The sequence below is a fragment of the Kitasatospora sp. NPDC101447 genome (assembly GCF_044767225.1).
Classification (GTDB): Bacteria; Actinomycetota; Actinomycetes; order Streptomycetales; family Streptomycetaceae; genus Kitasatospora.
The window spans coordinates 1-21,369 of the sequence record NZ_JBIWNL010000068.1 but is presented as its reverse complement, the minus strand read 5'-3'; the positions used below and the strand labels follow the sequence as shown (position 1 = coordinate 21,369).

General features: G+C 68.8%; 10 protein-coding genes. 6 read left to right on the top strand and 4 right to left on the bottom strand.

The genetic code is table 11. From position 1 onward, the window contains the following. Positions 1 to 137 precede the first annotated feature (137 nt). Positions 138 to 1,685 (top strand): FG-GAP-like repeat-containing protein, encoded by a 1,548-nt coding sequence (locus ACIRST_RS41870; RefSeq protein ID WP_402809926.1) that lies wholly within the window; start codon positions 138 to 140, stop codon positions 1,683 to 1,685. Positions 1,686 to 1,736: 51 nt separating this feature from the next. On the opposite strand, the gene ACIRST_RS41865 is transcribed toward ACIRST_RS41870, so the two are convergent. Further along, a complete protein-coding gene (locus ACIRST_RS41865) occupies positions 1,737 to 2,057 on the bottom strand; it encodes a hypothetical protein (protein WP_402809923.1) in 321 nt (106 codons plus the stop codon). 191 nt (positions 2,058 to 2,248) lie between these two features. Beyond that, positions 2,249 to 3,244: a hypothetical protein gene (locus ACIRST_RS41860; protein ID WP_402809922.1), complete on the bottom strand. Its 996-nt coding sequence runs from the start codon at positions 3,242 to 3,244 to the stop codon at positions 2,249 to 2,251. Between the two features lie 250 nt (positions 3,245 to 3,494). Here ACIRST_RS41860 and ACIRST_RS41855 point away from each other — a divergent pair, with 250 nt between their 5' ends. From ACIRST_RS41855 to ACIRST_RS41840, 4 genes are all read left to right on the top strand, one after another. Further along, positions 3,495 to 3,923 (top strand): hypothetical protein, encoded by a 429-nt coding sequence (locus ACIRST_RS41855; protein WP_402809919.1) that lies wholly within the window; start codon positions 3,495 to 3,497, stop codon positions 3,921 to 3,923. Between the two features lie 2,243 nt (positions 3,924 to 6,166). Next, positions 6,167 to 6,805, top strand: coding sequence for a hypothetical protein (locus ACIRST_RS41850; protein ID WP_402809916.1), 639 nt, complete (start codon positions 6,167 to 6,169; stop codon positions 6,803 to 6,805). A gap of 555 nt (positions 6,806 to 7,360) precedes the next feature. After that, positions 7,361 to 8,098, top strand: a complete 738-nt coding sequence (locus ACIRST_RS41845) for a hypothetical protein (RefSeq protein WP_402809913.1) — start codon at positions 7,361 to 7,363, stop codon at positions 8,096 to 8,098. A gap of 8 nt (positions 8,099 to 8,106) precedes the next feature. Next, positions 8,107 to 8,592, top strand: coding sequence for a hypothetical protein (locus ACIRST_RS41840; protein ID WP_402809910.1), 486 nt, complete (start codon positions 8,107 to 8,109; stop codon positions 8,590 to 8,592). Between the two features lie 1,007 nt (positions 8,593 to 9,599). On the opposite strand, the gene ACIRST_RS41835 is transcribed toward ACIRST_RS41840, so the two are convergent. Further along, positions 9,600 to 10,310 carry a DUF4328 domain-containing protein gene (locus tag ACIRST_RS41835; protein ID WP_402809907.1) on the bottom strand — a complete coding sequence of 237 codons (711 nt, stop codon included), beginning with the start codon at positions 10,308 to 10,310 and terminating at the stop codon, positions 9,600 to 9,602. Positions 10,311 to 10,420: 110 nt separating this feature from the next. Beyond that, positions 10,421 to 14,227: a ricin-type beta-trefoil lectin domain protein gene (locus ACIRST_RS41830; RefSeq protein WP_402809904.1), complete on the bottom strand. Its 3,807-nt coding sequence runs from the start codon at positions 14,225 to 14,227 to the stop codon at positions 10,421 to 10,423. Positions 14,228 to 14,622: 395 nt separating this feature from the next. Between ACIRST_RS41830 and ACIRST_RS41825 the strand changes: the two genes are divergently transcribed. Continuing rightward, on the top strand, positions 14,623 to 21,231 hold the full coding sequence (locus ACIRST_RS41825) for an RHS repeat domain-containing protein (protein ID WP_402809901.1): 6,609 nt from the start codon (positions 14,623 to 14,625) through the stop codon (positions 21,229 to 21,231). The last annotated feature ends 138 nt before the right edge of the window (positions 21,232 to 21,369 follow it).

The window sequence follows — 21,369 nt, the reverse complement described above, 5'->3', positions numbered from 1 at the left end:
CCAACCCCGGCGGCTCCGTCAACGCCTACGTCAACAACGGCGGAGACGGCCACGGTGGCTGGGCCGACTACGGTCGAATCGCCACCGGCGCCTGATATCTGTTGTCCGCAACTGCTACGAAAGCTTTCCCAATTTCGATGAAACGCTTTGCACGGGCTGGATTCGCCGCACTGGCGATCATCTCCGGCCTCATCCTCACCGAGCCAGCCGCGCATGCGGCCGCGTCTCCCATCTCTCCTCCACTCCGGGTGATGCCACTGGGTGACTCCATCACCGCCGGCGCCGGCAGCTCGACAGGCGCGGGCTACCGCCTGCCTCTGTGGAATGCCCTTGCGGGACAGTCCCAGTACACCGTCGACTACGTCGGTTCCCAGAGCTTCGGAAGTGTCCGCGACCCCGACAACGAGGGGCACAGCGGATACCGCGTCAGCGACATCCGCGCTGGCATCGACGGCTGGCTCTCAGCAGCCACCCCCGACGTCGTTCTACTACACATCGGGATCAACGACCTCGACCGAGACCCCGACCCGGACAAGGCAGCAGCCGCGAACCGCGCCGCCGCTGCGTTTGCGGACCTGGCCACCCGGATCTTCGCCGATCGGCCAGGCGTCACCGTCCTTGCCCAGGGGCTGATCCCCACCACGCCGAACCTTCAGACTGGTGCCCAGATCTACAACGCCGACATTAAGGCGCTGCAGCACGGGGTACTGTCCGGGCAGAAGTTCCGCTACCTGGACCCCCCGGCTCTGACGTCCACCGAGATGGACGACCGCCTGCACCCGAACGATGCCGGGTACACCCGGATTGCCGGCGTCTTCTTCAACGGGCTAGACCAGGCCGTCACCAACGAACTTGCGCAGCGGCCCGCTGCACACCATGCGGGTTCGGAGGCGGGGGCGGGTCGTGTCCGGTGGGCGGATTTCGATGGGGACGGTCGCGCGGATTACTGGATCATCAATCCTGATGGTTCGGTGCGGGTGTACTTGAACAAGGGCGGCGACGGGCGTGGGGGCTGGCAGGACTTCGGGCAGGTCGCAACCGGCCTGACATCGGATTCGAGCCGGGTGCGGTTCGCGGACATCGACGGCGACGGCCGGGCGGACTACATCCTGATCAATCCTGATGGTTCGGTGCGGGTGTACTTGAACAAGGGCGGCGACGGGCGTGGGGGCTGGCAGGACATCGGGCAGGTCGCAACCGGCCTGACATCGGATTCGAGCCGGGTGCGGTTCGCGGACATCGACGGCGACGGCCGCACCGACTACTGCTTCCTCGACGGCAACGGTGGCATCCATGCCTACCTGAACCGGGGTGGCGACACCTCCGGAGGGTGGGCCGACCAGGGACAGATAGCCAGCGGCCTGACCGGTGACCTGAGCCGGATCCGCCTGGCGGACATTGACGGCGACGGCAGGGCCGACTACAGCGTGATCAACCCCAACGGCACGATGACCACCTACAAGAACAACGGCGGCGACGGGCACGGCGGGTGGACCAACTACGGGCAGACCGCCACCGGCCTCACCACGAACCAGAATGCCGTCGTCCTCGCGGACATCACCGGCGAGGGCCGCGCCGACTACCTCCTCACCAACCCCGGCGGCTCCGTCAACGCCTACGTCAACAACGGCGGAGACGGCCACGGTGGCTGGGCCGACTACGGTCGAATCGCCACCGGCGCCTGAACATCGAGACCAGCCAAGCGCCCCAGGCGGACAGAACGCTCGGGGTGGGCCTCAGCCGGACACGCCGTCCGGGCACTGTTCGGACGGCGTGTCCGCGTCGGTGTCCAGAAACGCCTCCGGGGCGGTGTCCAGGCGGTGTCCGAACCGCAGGCTCCGAGGGCCGTCCTGTTCCAGGTCTTTCCTCATGTCGGTGCCGTCTGGGAACCGCTCCCAGGGCACTTCCTCGATGAGGAATCCGTCCTTGGCCTCCGGGCGGATGGCCGCGACCACCGTTCGCACGTCCAGGGGTCCGCCGGCCTGGTCGAGCGGGTCCCCGTCGACGAACGCCCGTACCACTGCCAGCTCGGCCGGACTGTACTTCCATGCCTGCACCGACAACCCCCACGACGACAGCGCCTCCGGGCCGCCGGCACCACAACGCCTGGCCCGGGACGGATCCGAGTATCCGGCCGATCATGCCAGCCGGCGCAGACAATCCGACCGCCCTCGACCCAGGCGGCGAGGGCTCGGCCGAAGGGGTGCGGCGGGGGCTGAGGGGCGGATTCGGTTGGCTCCGGCAGGGCTCAGCCTGACGGCGTGGCTGCCCAGGGATCCTCGGACGCTGTCCGGGCGCCGTGCGCGGTGAGCATGTCGTCGATGCAGCTGCGCAGGCCGAATCCGGTGGTGTCGATCCAGGTGAGCCATGGCACCGGGTGGAGCAGCTGGTCGTATCGGCGGATGGCGGGGTCGGTGAGGAGGGTGCGCAGTTCGTCGGGGGCGGGGTCGGTGACCAGGCACAGCCAGGCGAGGCCTGCGCCGATGCGGGTCTCGGTCGGCCGGCCGGGGTCCGACCAGAGTTCCCGGGCCCATCCGGGCGCGTGGCTGTCGTGGTGTTCGCGGGCGAGTTGGGCGATCGCCAGGATCAGGCTCACCCGGGCCACCGCGTCGTCTTCGGTCGCCAGCGTGGCGTGCAGGGCCGTGGTGAGGTGGGGTTGTTCGCCGGTTGCCGCGGCGAGGGCGTAGGCGGTTGTGGCGCGGACTTCGGGGTCGGGGTCGCAGAGGAGTGGGAACAGGAGGTGCAGGTCGTCGGTGACGGCCTGCCGGGCGGCCTGGATCGTCCAGTCCACCGGGCACACCGTGCTGCCCTCGACCACCGCCGGGTCCTCGGCGACCCGGAGCAGGCCTTCGCGTGATCCGTCCCCGATGTGCTGGCACCGGCCGATCTCGGCGACCAGGCGAAGAGTCTCTGCACGCAGTTCGGGGCGCCCCGTCGCCGCGATCCGCAGCAGGAACGGCACCGCGAGTGCTCCCACCGCGATCGTGCCGCCCTGGTGGTGGAGATTCGTCCAGAGCCGGCACAAGGCCTGGTCGGCGGCTTCGGCGTTGCCGGACGCGAGCGTGGCGAGCAGGCCGGGGATCTCCTCGCCCGGCCCGTAGAAGTGGCGGAACCGCTTCCAGGGGGCCTCGTCGTACCTGAACCCGTCCCGGGCTGCCCGCGGGATCGCGCCCACCGCTGTCCGGATGTCGCAGTCCGTGCCGGCCCACCGCTGCGGCCAGTCGTCCCGGTGACCGTCGTCCACGGCGTGGCCTTCCCAATCTCCCGGCAGCATCCGAACGGCGCGAGTCTAACGACGGTGATCAAGAGGCGGACCGCTTCTGCCGCTCACGGATCCCGGGGCCTCACCCCTACTGGCCGGTAGACATGCCGTCACCGCACGATCGCAGCCGGTAGTCTGGCGGCCCGGCGAACCGAACGCAGGCCATCCTCTGTGTCCAAGGGGCTTGGCCTGCAACGGACTTCATCACCCACCACCCGAGGAGCCATCACCAGTGACCGGTCACCATCCTCACACGGACGAGGGCACCGACGCCCCCGCGCCGGAGAGCGCCTACGCCGCCGCGCTGGGACCGGCAGCCGAGAACACCGCGGTGACCCGCCTCCAGACCGCCCTCAGACACGACGGCGAATACCCGCGCGCCTCCCTGGAACGGGAGTTCCGACTGCGCCGGGCCGCGCTCGCCGACCGCCTGGCCCTGCACACCCGCGACGAGCACGACGCCACCGAGGCGGCGCGCACCGCCTACGAGCTGCTTGCGTTCGACCTGGCCGACGGCCGCTTCGTCCTGGGCCCGGCCGGGCCCGACTCGCCCACATGGCAGGCATCGGCCCGGCCGTACGTGCGCCAGGAGTACGAGCGGTGGGCTCAGCTGACCGACGGCGGCCGCGACGCCATGATGAGAGAACCGGGAGACCGCTGAACCCTTCGGGGCCTCGGCCACCGGGCCGGCTCGCCAGTCCCGCCCAACGCGCCAGCCCGCCGCCCGGCTGGCGCTGCGCCTGGGCCTGCCCCCTTCTGCGGTCCTGGTCCTGGTCCGCTGTGCGGGCCTGCGCCCCGCCCCCGCCCCCGTGCCGGCTCCGCTCGGCCCCGGCTGCCCGCCAGCTCGGGCTTGCTGCCTGGCCGGCGCGGGCGCCGTCCGGCCATCCCCGGCCGAGCGGGCGGGCGCCCCCCCGGTCCGTTGTCCGGGCAACTGCTCGCTGCCCGTGCTGCGCCGCCTGCTGTGCGGGTCCTGTTGCGTGTGCTCGGATCAGCCCAGGGCAGGTTCGGCCTCGTCGGCCTCGTCGGCCTCGTCGGCCTCGTCGGCCTCGGCTGCCGACAGGTCAGGTCCGCCGGCCGCGGGGAGAGCGACGCCGGCAGCACGGGATTGCAGGGGGTCCCGGCTGGGCAAGAGGGATCGGCCGCGCCCGGCGTGATGACGGTCCGCCGGGCGCGCGGACTGCTGCCGAGACGCCTATGCGGTGCGCGCCGCGGGCAATGGGATGCGGCACGCACCGCGGATTCCGATCCTGCCAGGGCCCCGAGGCGGTCCGTCCTGTGGGGGTCCGGTCTCTCGCGGCCAGCCTGGCGCCCGGCGCTGCTCCGGGCTGTGCGTCGTGTCCGGCTGCTCGCGCTCAGCCTGGACGTCCCGGCCGGAGGTGTCAGAGGGCGCGGACGGCCGCACACCGCGCGGGACTTGGGCCTGTTGGCGCTGCCCGCGGCGCCGGGCGGCACCGGCCAGTCGCGTGCGGGGTGCGCTCCGGCCGTCAGAGGGAGCGCGGTGCCGGCTCGCTGGTTCGCGACCGGCCGGGGGCCGGGTCGCTCCGGTCGCTGTGCTTCACACGAAGCTCTGCCCGGGGAAAGGACCGCAGGGGCGGGTGAACAGCAACCAGGGGACTTACGCCCACCCCGAGGAGATGGTCTTCCTTCACTTGAGACCCTCTGAGGGCACGGATCCTGCTTGCCGCACGCCACCTGGGACGACCCGCCCAAGCGCCCCGCCGCAACCTCGGTACCAGCAGCCGGCCCCGCGCTGACCAGCCGTTTTACGGGACCCGAGGCGCTCGCAGGTCGACTTTTCCTCGGGGCTTGCTACGCGTACGAGCATCGCCGTCAGCGGGTGACACCGACTCTGAGCAGCACCAAAACGGTCGGGTGCACACGGGAACCCCCGCCGGTAGCCGGGCTGCTCCTTCGGCGGCTTTCTCTACGGTGTTGAGCGCGCCGCAGAAGCCGTTCCGGCCGGATGCTTGCCGGCTTGGCCGGGACGGGCTCCTGCGCGTGAAGCCCTCACCGAGAGGAAGGTCTCCGTGTCCGAGTCTACGAACAAACGCATCGACCAGCCGTCGTCCGACCCCGGCCGAAAGCCCAGCTGGGTCCGCCGGATCGCGCGGCAGGCGGTGGAAAACGCGGTCAGGGGCGCCTCCACTGCAGCAGGAACCGCCAGTATCGGGCTCATCGTGTGGTGGATCGAGCGCCACTGATCCCACAGCGAAGCCGGTCCCCGGGCTACCCCGGGGACCGGCTTCGAGGCTGTCTTCCCTTCCGTAGCGCGAGGTGCTGTCGCATGCAGTGACCTGCGCAGATGGGCGCTTCCACCTGGTAGCGGCCGGGTGTCCGCGTTTGTTGGTTGTGATCAGGGGTGGTGTGGCTGAGCTGGGGTTGTCAGGTAGGTGATCGGTGCCTGTTCGCGGGGGTTCCTGGTGTGGCGGCGTTGCCGGTGCTCTGACCTGGTGTTGGTCAGTCGTGTTGAGCGGTGGTCAGGTGGACTGGGAGTGGATAAGGGGCGGCCTGGCTCGCGGGTCGGCCTCTCCCGCACGGTCACCGCGTGCGAAGAGGTTCGGTCGGGAAGACCCAGGCCGCCGTCAGCCACCCCGAAGTTCAACGGGCCGCCTTACGCGGTCGCGCTGGCCTCGGCCTCGTCGGTGAAGTCGGCTGCGGGCGGTGACGCGGTCCTCGCTGGACGGCGTGGCCCAGAACGGGTCCGCCCATACCGCGTGACAGGCCTGCCGCTCGGCCTCCTCCAGCCGCCCGGATTCGGGGCCGGGGTACTCGAAGATCTTCTGCCTGCCCACGACAGAAATCGCACGCGTGACCCAATCCCGCACCGCTGCGCCTCGACGTCTGTCGGTTCCGGGCCTGGGGTGGGCGGCGTACGGTGGAGAGCGGGGGGGGGGCTGCCGTCGGGTGGCGGTCGGTGCCATTCATCCCTGCCCGTACCTCTGTTCTTTCGGGGTGCGGGCAGTCGCCGTTTCCGGCCTGCTGTCCGGCGCTGCTGACCGGGGCTCCGGGGGCAATGACTGGATCCTCCACACCCTGGCCGACCTGTGCCTGGACCAGAGCCGACCGGATGACGGCCTGCCTTACCTCGACAACCTCAAATCCTTCCGCGGCGGCGACGAGGAGTGGGACCTGTTCCGGATCCGCCTCCCGCTGATCGCCGCCAGCGCAGGGGCCGCCAAGGCGGTCGAACAGGCCCGGGCCCATCCCGAGGGCGACACCTCGTACGCGGCCGGCGGCATTGCCGCGCTCCCGGCCGACGCCGGGCGCACCGGGGAAGCCGTTGCCGTCCTCGAACAGCATCCCTCGGCCAACCGCCGCGCCCTGGCCGGCTACCTCACCGACCTCGGCCGCCACGACGACGCCGCGGCGATGCTTCAACGGCGCGACCCCGGCCGGCCATCGCATGGGGCGACCCCTGGTGCAGCCGCTTCCCGTCCTGACAGACCAGCCCGCCGCCTGCACACGGAACGGCACGTACGAAGCGCCAGCCACCACCGCGGCGACCGGTGCGTCCGCATCAGTCGCACCTGCTCAGGTGAGTGATCCGGCTACGCAGCCTCGGCCGAGGCCGCCTGATCGTCAAGGTGCTGAAGAAGGCTGCGGGCATGGACACGGTCCTTGCCCGACAGCTCCGCCCAGAACCTGTCCGCCCACACCGCGCGGCCTCCTCCAGTCGCCCGGACTCCGCGAACTGCTCCTCGGCGACAACCTCCCGGGCCGCCTCCAGGTCACCGCCCCAGCACCCGAGCGTGGCACGGAAGATCCGGCGCCCGGCCTGCACCGCCGCCAGCGCCCGCTGCCCCTGGACCAGGTGGTCGGGGTACTTGTACGTCGTCTGCTTGCCCGCGACCGGAATCGTACGGGTGACCGGCTCCCGTGCCGGGCTGCGCCCTGCTACCGGTTGGTCGGGCGTGGTGGGGCCTGCCGAGCCCGATCCCGAGACCGGGGTGCCGGTCACGGTCCCGGGAGGCCGGCGTTTTTGCTGTGGCGGTGGGTCGCTTGGGTCGCTGGGCGGCTGGTGTTGGGGAGGCTGCGCTGCTGAGGCCGGCGGCCCGGACCGGGATCGCGAGGGAAGATATGCGCAAGGGTATTTCTCGAATGGCGGGCGCAGTCGTCGGCGTGGGGGCTCTTCTGGCTATCGCGGCTCCGCAGGCGATGGCGGCCCCGGCCTCCGGCGTGGGACCGGCTGCGGCCTCGGAGGCGACGGTGCAGCTTCCGGCCGGGGCGGTGCCGGAGCGCTGGACGATCGACCGCAAGGCGCCGGCTCCGAAGCTGCCTGCGGCGGGTGCGGGGCAGGTGAGCGACCCTCAGGGCGCCCAGGAGGCGGCCACGGGCGACTGGTGGCTGCAGCCCCGCAACGGGAAGTATCAGGGGCAGACCTGCGGCACGAGCCGGGTGGACATCGTCACCGGCTGGGGGCCGATGACCCTGTCGCTCACCCAGAGTCGGGCGATAAGCAGTCAGTGGTCGTCGAGCGTGTCGGTCGACGCGTGGAAGGTCTCCGGCACCGTCGGGTTCAGCGTCACGGACACCGCCACTAACACCGAGACCGGTTCGTACACGGTCCCGGAAGGCAAGTTCGGCACCCTGGAGGCATACCCGCTGTTCGATCACTTCACGTTCGACGTCTACGACACCCGGGTTGCCGACCACTACGTCGGCGGGGGCGACGCCTACCACTCGGTAGGCTACTGCTACAACCAACTAGGAGAGTTCAGCACATGCGGCGATCGAGTCGGCTCGCGGGCACGGTACTCCTTCTCACAGCCGGCCTCGCGACCGCATGCACCAGTGGGAGCACCCCGCCCCAGGGCGGAGACGGGCCATGGGCGCTGAACGGCCTCGTGGCCACGTCCGCCAGCGAGCCGATCCAGCGCAGCATCGACGCCCCGCCGTCCAAGGGGGCCGCGAAGATCCTTGGTATCGCCGGGATCGCGGACACTGACGTGATCCTCTCCGTGAAGGACGGAGCATGCCAGGCGGCACTCCTGCCCGCCTCGCTGGCCGAGCCGACCACGACAGCACCGACATCCGTCGGGTCACCACGGCCTGCCGGTCACGCCTTCTCGGATGCCCATAAGGAATTCCCCGGAACAATTCTCGACGGGAAATACACTGTGGCATCTGCCCAGCTGCAACCTTACCAATTCGCGACCGTCGGATGCTCCGAAAAGGCAATGGCGGTCAAAATAGAAGGGGTTGGCGAATCGTTGCCGATGAAAAAGTCGGGTGATTCGCTGCAGCTCTGGCGGGAAGGTCAGAACGCTGTGATTGTTGTTGGCCTCCCTGAGGCCATCCACGGGCCGGCCCCGAAACAGAGCGCCTCCTGACCGCACGTGAGGGTGCCGGCCACTGGCTGGCACCCTCACGCTGTCTGTGGACTTCGACGACGTGATGCGTGCCCAGGCCGACAGCCGAGCCCGCCGCCCGCACGCAGAACAGCACATGCGAGCGGCGCCGAGCCGTGCCGGCGGTGGGTGGAGATCTGTCTCGGCGGGCGGTGGCGGCCGCGGTGGTGGAGCGCCGGCGCCTGCAACAGGGCCCGACCGGTCCCAGCTCGCCCACCAAGGAAGCGTCGGCCCGGCCCTATCTCCGTCAGGAGTACGAGCGGTGGGCGCAGCTGACCGACGGCGGCCGCGACGCCCGGTGAAGGCACCGGGCGACCACTGGCCCTCCGGGGACCCGCCACCGGGCCGGCCCGCCGATCCCGCCCCACGCGCCGGCCCGCCGCCCGGCGGCACGGGCCTGGTCGATGGCCCGCCCCATGTTCTGCGGTCCTGGTCCTGGTCCGCCGTGCTGCGTCTGCGCCCCGCCCCCGTCCCGTGCCGGCACCGGCTCGGGCCTGGTGTCCGGCCGGTGCGGCGCCGTCCGGCCTTCCTCGGCGGAGCGAGCGGTCGCCGTCCGGTCCGTCGGCTCCGGGCTGCTGCTCGCCGCCCGTGCTGCGCCGCCTGCTGTGCGGGTCCTGCCACGGGCGGTCGGATCGGCCCGGGGCAGGAACGGGCCCTGGTTGCGGGCGGGGCCGGCCTGGCGGTCGCGGGGGATAGCGGCACCGGCAGCATGGGATTGGGTCGCCCCATCTGGGCACTGGGCGCACTGGCGTGGCGACGCCGGGGGCTTGGCGTCCGTGCACCTTCGGAAGTTCGGTTGTGATCGGGGCTGTGGCAGTGGTTGTGGGGCGAGCCCGCTGAGTCAGACGGCTGGCGGCAGGGGGCTGCGCGGCGGTGTCTGGGCCGGGTGCGCCGTCGGGCGTTCGGGGGTCCCTCAGTCGCACGGCTGACACGACCGAGGCCGTGTCTTCCCTGGTGCGGGAAGGCACGGCCTCGGTCCTGTCGGGCGGTCAGCTGTTGCGTGTTGTCTGGGCGGGGGTTCCGTAGGCACGGGTTACGGACTCGGTGGCGCGCTGTTCCTGGAGGGCTGTCAGTTTGCGCACGACGAGGATGGCGAGGACGGCGGCTGCGAGTTCCAGGAGGTCGGAGGCGGTCAGCCATCCGATTGCTTCCTGATAGGTGTCCGGGTAGTGGGCCTGTCCGTAGAACTGTGCACCCAGTCGGTTGACCACGATCGTGGCCCACAAGGTGGCCCACCAGAGCTTGAGGAGGGCCGGTGCGAGTGCGGGGCGCACCCCGGATTCGTCGGGGCGGGTGCTGGCCCGCCAGGTGTCGGCGGCGATCTGCTGGGGGAGCCAGAGGGCCGCGACGGGGGTGAACCAGGCGCCGATGGTCCAGCCGCGCTTGAGTCTGTGGCCGTGGGGGTCGAATCGCTCGGCGTTCACCCGTACTCGGTAGAACCAGAGGATGAAGGTGACCGTCGAGGCCAGGAGGGCCACGAGGTGGATCTGGCTTGCGTGCCGGTAGAGCGCCTGGGCGTCGGTGAACGCGGTGCTGTCGGACGTTGCGAGTGTGACGTCGGCGGGAAGGTCGCCGGCTGCCCCGTGGAGGCGTATGCCGGCGATGAGTGAGAACACCGTGGCGGCGCCGGTCACGGCGAGCAGGACGGTGGCGGCGGTGGCGGTCGGTCGTGGCGGGTGGTAGGCGGCGGGTGAAGGCATGGGTGAGTGGCTCCGGGTCCGGGTCGGTGTGGTGGCTGGCGTGAAGGAGGGGGTGCGGGGCGGTCCCCGCACCCCCTCCTTCACGGTTGGTCAGGTGTTGGCGGTGTTGTTCAGGGCTTGTGCTTTTCGTAGGTGAGGTTCCACTGCTGGTTGGCCTGGAGGGCGGGGCAGTCCCAGATGCCGAGGTGGGTGCCTTGTTCGGTGTGCCATCCGGGCAGTTCGAGGCAGCGGCCTGCGGGGTTGTCCGGGGTGACGGTGGCGGGCAGGTAGATGCGGCCGTCGGGTCGGACGGCCCATTTCTGGCCGGTGTTGCCGACGCAGCGGGAGAGCATCACGCCGGTTCCGTCGGCCAGGGCGTCGTTCTTGGTGGACACGCACCAGCTGCCGGAGCGGACGGTGCCGTCGATGGCGAAGTTGAAGCGCTGGTTGATGGTCTGCCAGCAGGCGTAGACGGCGACGTCGGTGCCTTCGTTGGGGCCGCCGATGGAGTCCATGCACTGCCAGTCGACGAGCTGGGGGTGGACGGTGACGCTGGCGTCGGAGTAGCCGGCGAACGCGGCGGGGTCGAAGGCATCGACCTTGCCCTTGATGCCGGTGGTGCTCTTGCCGGGGTAGATGGAGATGGAGTTGGTGGTGTCCATGGCCCACAGGTCGGGTGTGCCGTCGTTGTTGAGGTCGCCGGCGCCGATGCGGGGGTAGTCGGCTGCCGTCAGCGCCTGGCCGACGGTGAGCTTGATGCCCTGGTCTGGCTTGGTGAGGGCGGTGTAGTCGACGGTCCCGTCGGCGTTCCAGCCCAGCGGGTAGGCGTAGATGTCGCCGGTGGTGCGGTTGCGGGCCCAGACGGTGGCCTGGTTGGTCGGATCGGTGGTGCCGGGAATCGTCGTCGGGCCGTTGGCCGCGCCCGGGTTGATCAGTTCCAGGTCGGCCCAGCTGCCGGAGGCGGCGGGCAGGTAGGTGGCGGCGTCGAGGGCTCCGGCGAGGCCGTTGGGCTGGAACAGGTAGAGGCTGTTGTTCTCCAGGGAGAGGATGGAGGTCTGGGTCATGATGACCTTGTGGTTCTCGTTGCCCGGTTCACCGCCGACGGCTTCGCCGTCCGGGGTGCCGATCGCGAGGACCTGCGAGGCTCCGCTCCAGTTGGCCTGGTTGTAGCCGGGGCATGCCGCGCCGGTCAGGTAGGTGGTGCAGGCGGGCCGGTTGAGGGCGACGGGGGTGAGGGTGTCGAAGCGCCCGGTGCCGCTGTTGGGGATCAGGTAGAGGGCCTCGCGAAGCTTGGACGTGGTGTCCTTGTTGTAGTGGGCGAGGACTTCGTCGAATGCCTGGCCCACGTCGAACGTGCCGTGGTGGCTGATCTGGTAGTCGGCCCACGTGGTGCCGTAGGTGAGGTTGTTGGGGGCCGCGGCGGCGGGAGCGGCAAGGGACGTTGTGGGGTCGGTGGTGCCGCCGATGACGCGCAGGTCGCCGTTTTTGTCGACGGTGACCATGTCGGGCTTCTGGTCGTTGTCGACGTCGCCGAACAGCGGCTGGGTGTCGGGCTTCCAGGGGACGTAGAAGTTGTAGACGGCCGGCTGGCTGTAATTGCCGGCGTTGTCCATGGCCCACGCGTACAGGGTGTTGGTGCCCCAGTCCTTGGGCTTGTACGTGTAGGGCTGCCCCGGGGCCACGGTGTCCTGGCCGCACTTCCATCCGACGACCGGGGTCGGGTCGGTGCTCACCCGGACGCAGGCGACGCCGGAGGCCTGCAGACCCGCAGCGGGGGCGGGGTCGTCGGCGTTGACGGTGAAGGTGCCCTCATCGTTGACGAACTTGCCCGGGGTGGGGTTGGGGGTGCCGGACGGCGGGAAGTCGGTCGACGTGATGCTGACGCGGGGGTTGGTCTTGTCGACCCGGAAGTAGCACCAGGCGCTGTTGGGCGAGGTGAGGGTGGTGTCGTCGGCGCGTGCGACCCAGCCGTACTGGTGGCCGTCCGACAGTGAACCCACGCTCGCGGCCGGGCCCGGATCGTTGTAGCTGCCGCCCCAGCCGCCGACTGCGGCGCCGTAGTTGGGGTCGTTGTCGTCCCATACCTGGTAGCCGGTGTAGAGGTTCTGGCCGGTGGGGGACCAGCTGTTGGCGGTGAGGTAGATCTCCTGGTTGCTGCCGACCCAGCCGGCGTTGTCCCAGGGGTTGGCGCCGCCGCTGGTGCACTCGGCCGTGGCGTTGGTGGAGGCGAAGCCCGGGGTGGGGGTGGTCCGCGGCCACCACACGGTGGGCGTGATGTCGTAGGTGGTGGTGATGGAGGGGTTGTTCGCCAGGTAGTGGCGGTAGTTCTTGTCCCATTCGGAGGTCTGCGGCGCGATGCCGACGGTCCAGGTCTGCCACTTCTCCGTGGCGGCACGCTTCATGGTGTCGGTCACGTCGATGGCCAGCGGGCCCGTCCCGGTGAGCCGCTGTCCGTTGACGGGTGCACAGCCGTCCATGACGACGTTCCCGTTGTCGCCGCAGGGCTGGGCGTACCAGTTGGTGTCGGTGCCGATGCCCTTGCCCGGCGGGCCTGAGTAGATGACGAACGGCGTGTCGGTCGCCATGTTGGAGGCGCCGGTGACCAGTCCGTTGAAGGTGGCGCCGAGGATGATCGGGGCGGAGGCCGCGCCCGGGGGGACCGTGTAGATGGCGGGGTTGATTCCGAACTGGAAGTAGGCGCGCTGGCGGCCCTCGACGTCGCAATTCAGGCTGGGGTCGCTGCTGTGGTAGCCGCAGTAGCCGGTGGCGACGTTCGACTTCAGGTTGTAGTTCTTGGCGCTCTTGTGGTTCTCCTGGACCTCGACGGAGCCCTGGGTGTAGCTGGTGGCCGCGACGAAGGCGGGGTCGAGGAACCACGGGCCGTCACCCGAGCCCAGCGCGTCCTGGTCCGGCGTCAGCTCGATCGCCGACGGCGTGACCTTGGTGCCGATGACGGCGACGTTCGCGCCGTCACCCGGCTCCTCGGCGCTCGAAGGGATCCCGGCCGGACCTCCCGAAGGCGCAGGCACCGGCGCGGCCTCCAGCGTCGCGCGCTGCTCGGACCTGGAGGCACGGGCCGCGCTCGCGGGAGCGGTGGCTGCCGCGGGCTTGCTGGAGTCCCACTGCAGGGGCGCCGGTGCCCGGAAGCGCGTGGTCCCCTTGTCGTCCTTGACACTGAGCGCACCGGAGGGATCGGAGGCGACCGACAGGCCCTGCGCGGAGACCGGGAATGTCAGCGACTTGAGCGCAGCGCTCTCGGCGGCTTCCTTCGTGCGCACGATGATGACGTCGCGCCAACCGCCCTGGGGCAGCGCGGTCAGCTGCAGGTCCACCCCGGCAAGGACGTTGGCGTAGGTGGCACTGGCGCCCGCAACGGCCGGCTTCGGCAGCGGGAACGGAGCGTTCACCGCCAGGCTCTTGCCGTCATCGGTGGTCACGGTCGCCATCGGGCCCGCCCCGCCGCCCGAGAACGTCAGCCCGGTCGTGGCCACCGCCGGGCTGAGTGTGCCGTTGCCATTGGCTCGCAGCGTCGGATCGATGTCCTTCCACATGCCGCTGCGCTTGGTCCGCACCGCCTGGGCGTTGTCGGTGGTGGTCAGTGTGCCGTTCGGGTTGGCAACCGTGGTGGAGAGCTCGTTGGTCAGCGTTTCGACGGTGACCGGCTTGCCGGTCGACTTGGCCTTCGCGATCGCGTCCAGCATCGCCTGCTGTGCGGGCGTGCGGGCCGGTGCGGGCGAGGTGGGGGTGGGGAACTTCACGCCGCCCGCCGGCCCGTGGGCGGGCGGGGTCGGGGCGGCGTCGGCTGCGAGCGCGGCGGGCGCAGTGAGCAGGGCGAGGCTCAGTGCGCAGCCGGTTCCGAGCGCGGTGAATGCGAGCAGACGCTTGCGCATGGACGGTGCTGGTGGTGTGTGCGCGGTGGCACGTGGGGTGCTGGACATGGCGAAGTGGTGAGGTCCCTCCCGTTGGCCACTCCTCGAAGGGGAGCGTTTCGGGTGGGAACGATGCGGCCTGACCTGCGGCTTGGTCAACCTGGCCGCCGGATTGGGCGGACATGTCCGGATAAGCAATGGATCATCAGATCAAGAGTTTATAAACATCTCATATACGGCATAGGGCGGCCTAGCGATGTGATCGTCGGCTCACATATCGTCACCTCGATCGTGACACAGCCATGCCTATATGACGCTGTGTCGACAATGACTTGAGGAGAGAGCACGTGGTGGTTTGGCCTGCCCGGAAACGGGCTGGGAGACGAATAGGCGGGCGGTGGCGGTCACCGGCTGTGGCAGCCGCGGTCGCGCTCGCACTGACTGGGGTAAGCGTGCCGCCGGCGGTGGCATGGACCTACCCCCAGCCGGAGGGCGAGGTCTGGACGCCCCCGAACACTCCCCTGGGAAGCACGGGCGTTTCGGTCAAGGGACACGACGCCAAGTCCCCGGGCGCCAAGGCGGCCGGCAAGGCCGCTGACTGGAAGCCGCAGGTCGCGGCTCCGGTCGTCACGGGCACGGCGACAGTCGTTGTCGGGGCCGACAGCGCCGAGGCGGAAGCTGCCCGCAAGGCCACCGGCGGTGCATCGCCCGCCTCCGGCGGCCAGACCGGGGCCAAGGCGGGAAATCTCGCTGTCCGGGTCGCGCCCGGCACCGGCACCGGTGAGAGCGCACACGCCGTCACCGTCGAGGTGGCCGGGCAGGACAAGGGCAAGGCCGCGGGCGTCAACGGGCCCCTGATCTCGCTCAAGGATGCCCAGGCGCAGACCGGTGGCAACGGCCGGGAGGCCCGCGTCACCCTCGACCTGAAGGCCCTGCAGGCCGGCGGCTGGTCGGACCGCGCGCAGCTCGTCGCGCTGCCGGCGTGTTCGCTGACGACGCCGGAGCGCTCCGAGTGCCGGACACAGACGCCGGTGGCGGCGAAGACCGACGGCAGCGGCACCGTCACTGCGGACGTCGCTCTTCCGCCTGCGGCACCCGCTGCGACGTCCGACAGCACGCGCACCGGTGCGGTGAAGGCGTCGTACATCACGCGTCAGGACGTTTCGGTGACGCCGGCCGCCGACAGTACGGGTACCGGCGGAAGCCCGGTGGTCCTCGCCGTGGCATCGTCGCCGGCCGGGGCCATGGGCAACTACACCGCGACGCCACTCTCGTCGTCGTCGGCCTGGACAGCGGGCTCGAACACGGGCAGCTTCTCCTACAGCTACCCGATCCAGCTCCCGCCGGCGATCGGCGGAGCTGCCCCGACCGTGGCGCTCGGCTACAACTCGGCGGACGTGGACGGCAAGACGTCCGCCACGAACGCCCAGCCCTCCTGGGTCGGTGACGGCTGGGGCTACGAGCCCGGATTCATCGAGCGGTCCTACCGCAGCTGCGACAAGGCCGGGATCACCGGCTCGCCTGACCAGTGCTGGGGCGGACAGAACGCATCGCTCTCACTGGGCGGCCATTCCGGTGCGATCGTGCGCGACGATGCCACGGGAATCTGGCACCTGGAGAGTGACGACGGCACCAAGGTCGAGCAGCTCACCGGCGCGCCGAAGGCCGCAGGCGACGTCGACTACCAGGGCATGGAGTACTGGCGTATCACCACGCCGGACGGAGTTCAGTACTACTTCGGCCTCAACCACCTGCCCGGCGGCGACGGAAGCGACCCGGCCGCGAACTCCGTGCTGACCGAGCCGGTGTACTCACCGAACGGCGGTGACCCCTGCTACAGCGCGAGCAGCGGCAACAACTCGTGGTGTCAGATGGCCTGGCGCTGGCAGCTCGACTACGTCGTCGACCCGCACGGCAACCTGACCACGTACAAGTACGCCACCGAAGGCAACAAGTACAAGCGCGGCCGCGTCCAGACCGCCGGTGCCGGAGTCCTCGCCGACTACCAGCGGGCCGGCTATCTCAAGGAGATTGCCTACGGCCAGCGCCTGGACGAGCAGCAGGCGGCGAAGGGCGGGGCGAGCCCGGCGGCGAAGGTCACCTTCTCCGTCGCGGAGCGCTGCGTCGCCAGCGGGTCGATCACCTGCGCGGAGGACCAGCGCACGGCCGCCAACGCCGACGCCTGGCCGGACACGCCGATCGACCAGATCTGCACCGACAGCTCCTGCACGGTCTCGGCGCCCACCTTCTTCACGACCAAGCGCCTGACCGCGATCACCACCCAGGTCCTGGTCGACTCCGGCTACCGCACCGTCGACACCTGGAACCTCAACCAGCAGCTCGCTGACCCGGGTGATGGCACCAAGCGCCTCCTGCAGCTCGACTCCGTCCAGCGGGTGCCCAGCAACGGCCAGGCGGAGATTAAGGACCTGCCCGCGGTCCAGTTCCAGTACGTGATGCGCGCCAACCGCGTCGACGGCCTCGTCCCGGCATCGCCGATGTTCATGCGCCCGCGCCTCACGGGGGTCACCACCGAGACCGGCGGCCGGATCAACGTCATCTACAAGGACCCCGAGTGTTCGCGGGTCAACAACCATATGCCGTCCTCCGAGGACGGCAACACGATGGCCTGCATACCCGTCAAGTGGTACCTGCAGGACCAGTCCTCCAAGGACCCGGTCAACGACTGGTTCGACAAGCCCCTCGTCAAGGCCGTCACCGAGCAGGACCTCGTCAGCACGCCAGCAGTCGCAAAGACCACCGAGTACACCTACGAGGGTGGGGCCGCCTGGCACCGCAACGACGCCGAGCTCATCGACCCCAAGACCCGCACCTGGGACCAGTTCCGCGGCTACCAGTCGGTGATCACCACCACCGGAAGCGGCGACGCCTCCGAGGCCCCCAAGACCCAGCAGCGGGTCACCTACCTGCGGGGCATGAACGGCGACTACCTCGCCAACGGCACCCAGCGCACCGTCCAGGTACCGAGCCCCCTCGGCGATACGGTCACCGACAGCGCCCAGCTGACGGGCCGCGTCGTGGCTACTGAGATCTACGACAATGCCGGGGGCACGGTCACCGCAGTAGGCGGAACCACCTACAACGGGCAGCAAGTATCGGCGACTCACGCTCAGACCGCAGGCGCGCCAAAGCGCTATTCCTGGTTCCCCGACTCCGAGAGCACTGTGCTCAGCAAGGCACGCCTTGCGGACGGCAGCTGGCGGACGACAACGGTTGTCACCACCACCGAGCCAGCCAACAACAACCGTGTAGTCAAGGTCGACGACAAGGGCGACGGCACGACCGCGACCCCCGAAACCTGCACCACCATCAGCTATGCAACCGCTGAAAACCCGCAGATGCTCACCCTGGAATCGGACACGACTACCTTCCAGGGAGCCTGCTCAGAGAAAGCGACTGCTGCAAATACGCTGTCCGGTCATAGGGTGCTCTATGACGACAAGTTGTTCGCGATGGCTGGCAGGTGGGGAGACCCAACCAGCCTCCAGATCCTCGACCACTTCGACACGGCTGGCAATCCTGTCTATGTCGACAACGGGAGATCGACCTTCGATGTGTACGGCCGCGGTCTGACGACAGCGACGACCAACGGGGCGACCTTCGACCGCAGCGGTACGCAGATCACCGGCCCGTCCGTCACCCCCGCCGTCACCACCGTGGCTCTCAGCCCTGCGTCGGGTCGGCTGCCGACCGAGATCCGCACCACCGGGCCGATGGGGGCCGGATGGACCACCACCGTCACCCAGGACCCCGCCCGCGGCTCGCCTTTGACCAACAAGGACATCAACGACCGCGTCACCACCAGCCAGTACGACGCCCTCGGCCGCATCACCGCAGTCTGGGCACCCGACCGGCCGACCACCGAGCTGCCGAGCCGCAGGTTCACCTACGCGCTCAACGGGACCAAGGCACCGTCCGCGATCACGACCGAGTCGATCAACGACGACGCGCTCTCCTACTCGACGAGCATCGAGATCTACGACGGCCTGGGACGGCCCCGGCAGACCCAGAGCACCAGCGATGCCAAGCCCACCGGGCGCCTGATCGCCGACACCGTCTACGACAGCCACGGCTGGGTCATCAAGACCTCCGCCCCGTACTACGAACAGGGATCCCATCCCACCTCGTCCGTCTTCCTCCCGGTCGCCGACGGACAGGTCCCCGGTCAGACCTGGAACACCTACGACGGCAACGGGCGCATCGTGCGCTCGGAGTTCCGCTCCAACGGCAACCTCCAGTGGGCCACGACCACGGCCTACCCCGGCGCCGACCGCGCCGACGTCACACCACCGTCGGGAGCGACGCCGACCTCAACCGTGAGCGACGCCCGAGGGCGCGCCATCGCCTTGTGGCAGTACCGGACACCAACCGCAACTGGTAGTCCTTCCGACGCCGATATCGCTACTTACCGCTACACGCCGAATGGCCTGACGTCTTCACGGACTGACAGCAGTGGCAACACCTGGAGCTACACATACGACCTGCGTGACCGGCAAGTTGCCTTGGCCGACCCCGACACTGGCGTAACCCTGACGTCCTACGACGTCAACTCGCGCATCGACCACACCGTCGACGCGAAGAACAACACGCTCACCTACACTTACGACCTTCTTGGCCGCAAAACCGGCGCCTACAGCGGAAACGTCTCGCCCGCGAATCAGCTTGTTTCCTGGACCTACGACACCCTCGTCAAGGGCCAGCCCACGTCGTCTACCCGCTACGTGGGTGGAGCGAGCGGCGCGGCGTACACGAACGCCGTCACCGGCTACGACACTGCGTACCGGCCGCTGGGCAGCTCCGTCACCATCCCGTCCGCTGAGGGAGCACTCGCCGGCACCTATACCACGGCCAGCACCTACAGCCCGGTCATCGGCTCCCTGAAGACGCTCACCATCCCGGCCGCCGGCGGACTGCCGGCCGAGACGGTCAGCTACGGGCGCACCATCACCGGGCTGCTGACGTCCTCCGCCAGCCGCGGCAAGGCCGTCGTCGCCCAGGTCGCCTACGACGCCCTCGCACGGCCCGTGCGGACGACCGTCGGCGACTACGGCAAGCAGGTCGTCTCTAGCCAGCAGTACGACTGGGCCACCGGAAGGATCATCAACTCCTTCCTGGACCGCCAGACCGGCACCACCTCCATCGACCAGACCTCCTACACCTATACCCCGTCAGGTCGCATCACCTCGGTCACCGACGTCCAGGACGCCGCCACCACAGACACCCAGTGCTTTACCTATGACCACCTGGACCGCCTTACCGGCGCCTGGACCGATACCGGCGGTGTCTCCACCACCGCGGACTGGATCGACTCCTCCGGTACCGTCCACGGAACCGGCAGCTCCACTACCGTCCCCGGCATCGGCGGCTGCATCAACAAGGACGGGCCAGCGTCCATCAGTTCTGGCGGGCGCTCGGTTGGAGGGCCGGCGCCATACTGGAACACATACTCCTACGATGCGACCGGCAACCGGACTGGATATGTCCACCACGACATCACCGGTAATAGCTTTAACGACACAACCACCACTCAGATTTTCGGAGCCCCCAAGAGCACCAATACGCCCAGCAACAGCAATGGAACTGGCGGTCCCCATGCCCTGCTGACCTCCACCATCAGCGGACCGGCGGGCACCAAGGCGACCAGCTACCAGTACGACGCCAAGGGCAACACCACCGCCATCACCGACACCGGCGGCACCACCACCCTGACCTGGAACGGCGAGGACAAGCTCGACTCCCTCACCACAACCGGCCAGGGCGGCGCCACCACCTACCTCTACGACGCTGACGGCAACCAGCTCATCCGCCGCAACCCCGGCAAGACCACGCTCAACCTGCCCACCGACGAGCTCACCCTCGACACGGCCAGCGGCTCCATGAGCAACGTCCGCTCCATCGCCGGCCCCGGAGGCCTGACCTACACCCGCGTCACCGCCGCCGTCGGCGGAGGCACCGTCCTCATCCAGGCCGCCGACCCACACGGCACCAACGGCGTCCAGATCACCAGCAACACCGCCCAGACCGTCACCCGACGCCCCACCGACCCCTTCGGCAACCCCCGCGGCACCCAGCCCGCGGCCAACCAGTGGGCCGGCACCAAGGGTTTCGTCGGCGGCAGCAAGGACGACACCACCGGACTCACCAACCTCGGCGCCCGTCAGTTTGATCCCGCTAGCGGGCGATTTATCAACCCTGACCCCATCCTGGATCAAGCTGACCCTCAGCAGTGGAATGGGTACGCGTATGGTCACAATGATCCGATCAACAGGTCAGACCCGTCTGGTTTGTATGACCCAGACATTCGTCTGCTGCCGCCTGATGAAGCAGCGAAAGAGGCTGCAAAATCCCGCGGGAGAGCTGCTCCTGAAAGCACGCCAGAGGTAGAGCGACCTGTAGTAAAGCTCAACTCGCCGAAACTGTACGACCCGCCGCCAAACTTCACCCAAAATATGGTGAACATTACCGGATCCACCTACGATAAAGCCCTGGAGGAATATGCTAAATACATGAAGAAGAACTTCTTTGCCAACACGCGATTCACTATGATTCTCTCAGAGGTTGAGGTTGAGGGGCCCAATAATCTGAGCATCCCCCGCACCGTTGCTTTTGTGAGCCAAGGAGGTCTTACGTCGGATCAGGCATTGCTGGAAAAAATGACTGAGCTGGGAGTTACTGTATATCAAATTGGTCCTCCGAAATCCGAAAAGGGAAACCCGGAGGGGCATGCAGAAAATGCAGCTCGGAGGTTTCGGGACGATGAGAAGGCCCAGCGCCGAGACCTCGGTGGGCGAATAAAAAGCGTTAATTCGGCAATCATGAACACGTATGCGTGTAGCGCAAAGTGTGCGGAGAATATCACAAAATTCGTTAACGATCCGTCGGTGAAGATCGAAGAGGGGGGGTTGGGTGTTTATGGAAAAAACCTCCTAAGCAAGAACGCTATTAAGGAGTATAAGAACGTAAACAGTACAACTGGCCGGGCGCTCGAAGTTGCCTCTTCGATGGTTTCCATGTGGCGTGCTGGGCTCGGCGAGCGAGGAAAGACGCGCTGAGTGCAGACCGTGATGAGCTAGTATGTTAGGGGCCTTGCATCGCTCGACGAGCGGTGCAAGGCCCTATTCTCGCGGTGGCATCGTGTCAAGCTTGCAATTGAAATGGGGAGAGAAGTTGCCTAATGTGACGCCCATCGA

Coding starts and splice junctions, on each gene's coding strand:
- ACIRST_RS41870 (WP_402809926.1), top strand. CDS start 138: ATGAAACGCTTTGCACGGGCTGGATTCGCCGCACTGGCGATCATCTCC.
- ACIRST_RS41845 (WP_402809913.1), top strand. CDS start 7,361: ATGGCGGGCGCAGTCGTCGGCGTGGGGGCTCTTCTGGCTATCGCGGCT.
- ACIRST_RS41835 (WP_402809907.1), bottom strand. CDS start 10,310: ATGCCTTCACCCGCCGCCTACCACCCGCCACGACCGACCGCCACCGCC.
- ACIRST_RS41830 (WP_402809904.1), bottom strand. CDS start 14,227: ATGTCCAGCACCCCACGTGCCACCGCGCACACACCACCAGCACCGTCC.